Source organism: Phaeobacter sp. CAU 1743 (assembly GCF_039839315.1).
Lineage (GTDB): Bacteria > Pseudomonadota > Alphaproteobacteria > Rhodobacterales > Rhodobacteraceae > Phycobacter > Phycobacter gallaeciensis_A.
The window spans coordinates 1-4,542 of record NZ_JBDOQR010000137.1 but is presented as its reverse complement, the minus strand read 5'-3'; the positions used below and the strand labels follow the sequence as shown (position 1 = coordinate 4,542).

The window sequence follows — 4,542 nt, the reverse complement described above, 5'->3', positions numbered from 1 at the left end:
GAGCGCGGTCATTCACTGGACTGTTCGAAGCCCTCAACGAAATCTGTGATCTCTACACACCTCAGGAATGCTGGAACTACTTTTGCGAGGCCGGGTATGCTTCTACATAAACTGGAAACGCTTTAAAAGCGTTCAACGCCAATCAAAGGCGTTCCCGCGATACGCGAAGTGTCGCATGCATTTTAGATTTGGAGTAATTGCAGTCGGACCCGAAGATTGATCCGTAATCTCTTCTTGTACTTTTTAATTCACCGTAAACGCTCGGCAAAAGAGAGGCCGAGATAGTCTCTTCGATTTACGGGATTGCGCCTGTATTATTATTATACGGAAAGGCTCAAGCAAATTAGTGAGCCCCGCAATCCTCCGTAGAATTAGTCACAGTTTCTAAACGGTGACAGACTTCCCAGAATGAGTCAATCATTTAGTCATAAATTTGACACATATCTGACATATTCCTGTCGCAATCTATTTGCGTGGGATGTCCGGGTAAGGATATGTGGGTGCAAACCGAAGCATAGACGTGCGCAAGGAGTGTCAAGGGGGAGACATCGTGTTCGGTGCGTGTCGAACGTCCCGCTGACAGCCACTGATTGAGCCGATTGGACGAGGTTCAGGATGCATTGAGTTGCAGAAGTATGTGACGGTTGCGGCCAGGGCGATTGGCGAGAAAAAGACATTCGGGCAACGGTCATAGTTATTTGTGACACGCCGCCAGTCCTTCAGTCTTCCGAACGTGATCTCTATGTGGTTGCGCTGTTTGTGGCGGCGCTTTTCGTATCTTGCTGTAGTCTGTTGTTGCTTCCTGCCTGGGGGGCAGGTGCGGATCCCGTTATCTTGCAACGCTTCTCTGAACCAATCGGCGTTGTGCTCGCGATCACCAAGACGCCAATCCAAATTTGATGAGCCCGGCACGCTGTCACGAAAAGGTTCAGTGGGCGTCCTTTGCTGTCGCAAACTGCGTGCAGTTTCGTGTTCGTGTCGCCCTTGGTGCGTCTGATCAGGCGGCCACGCCTCATGTTGTTTCGACGCCTAGATATCCGCTTTGAACCAATCTGAGGCTTATCCATGACATTGATCCAGAGGAACAGCCATATAGGCGACAATTTAGTCTGGCCGTGTGTGAGCGGCGGCAAGGAGCGGAAAGCGGTCAGTGCTCAGATGGGCAGGAAACGCATGGCGCCTTGTTTGCAGAAATTCCGTAAGGCGCAATGCCAATAGGATGATTCTCAGATCGAAGCTTCGACGTGCTGCCAGATCGTCGGCTACGTTTGATGATCACGTTTTGTTGATCGAATTGATCCGCTCACCGAGAGTGGCCGTAACCAAGGGTGCATAACCAAAGCGGACACGTTTTGCCGAAACTGCTTATCTCGTGGCACTATCACCGCAATGGCTACCGCCTTGACCGAAGTCGCCCAAGAGTGCTCGGAGCCGAGGGGGCGTGGCCTTGCAGACTGCGAGTGTCACCACCGCCGACATCAGGACTGGAAAGGCGTCATAAGCGAGATCGAAGAGGTGCTCCCGCCGAAGTTAGCGATAACGAGCTCTAGGGCTGACAGGAGGCATGCTGGCCTTCTGTGCGTCTGAGTAAATGGGAGAGAGAGACCATGACCACCATTGCAGGAATCGCATCAAGCGATACAACCTTCAGCATTCTTGTCTCAGTGATCGAGTTCATCGATGCTGAGAAAGGGACTGCCTATATCGACACCCTCAACAACGCGGCTGCAGACCTCACCGTGTTCGCGCCGACGAATGCGGCCTTTGGTCAACTGGCCACCGATCTTGGCTTCGCAGGGGATACCACCGACGCCGTCGCGGTGACTGAATTCCTTAGCACGCTGGGTGCGGACACGCTTGAGGCCGTGGTGACCTACCATGTTTCGGTTGGGGCACTGTCCTCCGGCGATATTGCTGCGGCCGGATCCGTGACGACGTTGCAGGGCGGCATTATCGATGCCACCGAACTGCCGACGCTGGGCGACAACGAACCGGATCTGATTGATCCCTCTCTGATTGCGACGGACATCATGGCGGACAATGGCGTGGTGCATGTGATCGACAGGGTACTCTTGCCTATTGATTTGCCCGACAATGATGCCCCGACCGTTACCGGTCTCGTGCTCGAAACGAGTGGTGCGGAGGGCTTTGACGGCAACGGCGCAGACTTCGACATTCTGCGCGATTCCGTGATTGCTGCCGATCTTGCAGGGGTTCTGGACGACGACACACAGGATTTCACAGTGTTCGCGCCGACCGACTCCGCGTTTGTCGGTCTGTCCCAGACCCTCGGGTATGAGGGAAGTGACGAAGCAGGCGCTTTTGGTTACTTGGTCGATGCCCTGCGCCTGCTGAACGAAGGCAATGACCCCATCGAGCTGTTGTCCACCGTTCTGACCTACCACGTAGCGGGCCAGAGCCTGCAAGCCAGCCAGGTGATTGCCACTGGAGAGGTGGAGACGCTGCAAGGCGGGACACTTACGCTCGATGGCCTCAGTCTTGTCGATGCCGATCCGGACCTTTCGAACCCCAACCTGATCGCGACCGATCTTCAGGCTTCTAACGGTGTCGTTCACGTCCTGGACGGCGTTCTTCTGCCTGTCGACCTGTTGCCAACTGATGGGGCGAACGACGTTGACTTCGTGATTGCTGATGATGGACGCGATTTCTTGCGCACGGGGCGGGACAATGACCTGATCGATGCCAAGGGCGGCAAGGACGTCGTTTTTGCCGGGTCGGGTGACGATCTGGTGTTGGCGGGTGCGCAGCGCGATAAGGTTTTCGGTGGCAGAGGCAACGATACGTTGAAGGGCGAAGCTGGCAGTGACTTCATCAGGGGCGGCCGGGGGAATGACCTTATCGACGGAGGAAAGGGCAATGATTATCTCTTTGGCGGCAGGGGAGCGGACACCTTCGTCTTCGCAGAGAACGGCGGTCACGACCTGATTGTTGGTTTCCGCTCAGGCAAGGACAAGATCGACCTCAGCGCGTATGGCTTCGAAAGCTTCGATGAAATCGAAGGGGCCATCAGCGAGCGGGGTTTCCGTACCGAGATTGACCTCGGTGACACGGAGATTACGCTCCTCGGCCTTCGCGGGCATTCGTTGGACGAAGGCGATTTTATACTCTGAAGGGGCAAGACAACCATGGTCCCCGGCCGGATGCCTATCCGGGCGGGGGCTTGGCTAAGCATAGCAGATCGGTTGAGGTACAGGTCGACGGCAGCAGGCTCCCCCAACCATACTATGCTGAACACGCCGCTCCCGAGAGGAAGCAGCGCTTTTGTCGTCCGCAAAACCCAACAAAAAAGACTGCCTAGCCAGTGAGTGCGGGGAAAACCTTTGCCTCGCTCAAGAAAAGTAAATGGGGCAAGAACATGTTCCGCCGAGGCTCGTATGAAGGCAAAAAGGCCCGGAGCGCAATATCCGGGCCTTCCGCATAAACGCGGTGGCTATCAGAGCAGACCTTCGGCCCTCGCCCACTCCAGCGCCTTGTCGAGCGCGCGGCCGAAGCGGGCCAGGATCTCGCTCACGTCTTCCTCGGTCACGATCATCGGCGGGCAAAAGGCGACGGTCTCGTAGACAGCCCGCACAATCAGCCCTTCCTCGGCGCAGAACTCCACGACCTTGGGGGCCACCTTGCCCGCCGGCTCAAAGGAGGTCCGGGTCGCGCGGTCCTTTGCCATCTCGACCCCGGCGATGAGGCCGACACCGCGCACTTCGCCCACCAGCGGGTGATCGGCGAACTTGCGCAGCCCATCCTGGAACATCGGCTCCAGACGCTCGGCGTTGCCCATCAGGTCCTGTTCCTCGATGATCGCGAGGTTTTCGAGCCCGACGGCACAGGCGACGGGGTGGCCCGAAGCGGTGAAACCATGACCGAAGCCGTTCAGCTTGGCGGTGTTGTCGGCGATGGCGTCATACACCTTGTCGTTCACCACGATGGCGGCAAGCGGCATGTAGGACGAGGTCAGCTGTTTCGAAGTGACGAGGATGTCCGGGGTAAAGCCGTATTTCTCGCAGCCGAACCGTGCGCCGGTGCGGCCGAAGCCGTTGATGACCTCGTCGGCGACCAGTAGGATGTCATACTTGGCGCAGATCTCCGCGACGCCGGGCCAGTAGCCCTCGGGCGGAGTCATCACTCCGCCTGCGCCCATGACAGGCTCGCCGATGAAGGCTGCGATGGTCTCGGGGCCTTCGGCGATGATCGTGTCTTCGAGTTCCTTGAGCAAGCGGGCGGTGAACTCCGCCTCGGTCTCGCCCTCGTTGCTGTAGCGCCAGTAGGACGGGGTGCTCAGGTGCGTCACCGGGATTGCCGGAAGGTCGAAGTCGCGGTGGTTGCCCACGAGGCCGGTCAGAGAACCCGATGCGATGGTGATGCCATGATAGCCCTTGTCTCGCGCGAGGAACTTCTTCTTCTCAGAGCCCGATTTGAAACTAATTGAGTGAGTTCAGGAGGTTGTGTTTCTGTTCGGGTACGACACTGAACGGAGACCACGATGGCCTGGACCGAACTCACCCGCAGCCAGCATGCCCGTGAGGG

Annotated in this window: 1 protein-coding gene and 2 pseudogenes; 1 reads left to right on the top strand and 2 read right to left on the bottom strand. The window is 57.3% G+C overall.

Features of this window, described 5'->3' with window-relative positions:
- Positions 1-630 precede the first annotated feature (630 nt).
- Positions 631-1,010: pseudogene (locus tag AAFO90_RS24030) on the bottom strand (transposase); the annotation flags it as partial.
- Positions 1,011-1,607: 597 nt separating this feature from the next.
- On the opposite strand from AAFO90_RS24030, the gene AAFO90_RS24025 reads away from it, so the two are divergent.
- Positions 1,608-3,131 carry a fasciclin domain-containing protein gene (locus tag AAFO90_RS24025; protein ID WP_347511070.1) on the top strand — a complete coding sequence of 508 codons (1,524 nt, stop codon included), beginning with the start codon at positions 1,608-1,610 and terminating at the stop codon, positions 3,129-3,131.
- 323 nt (positions 3,132-3,454) lie between these two features.
- On the opposite strand, the pseudogene AAFO90_RS24020 reads toward AAFO90_RS24025, so the two are convergent.
- Positions 3,455-4,420 (bottom strand): annotated as a pseudogene (locus AAFO90_RS24020) (aminotransferase class III-fold pyridoxal phosphate-dependent enzyme); the annotation flags it as partial.
- Positions 4,421-4,542 lie beyond the last annotated feature (122 nt).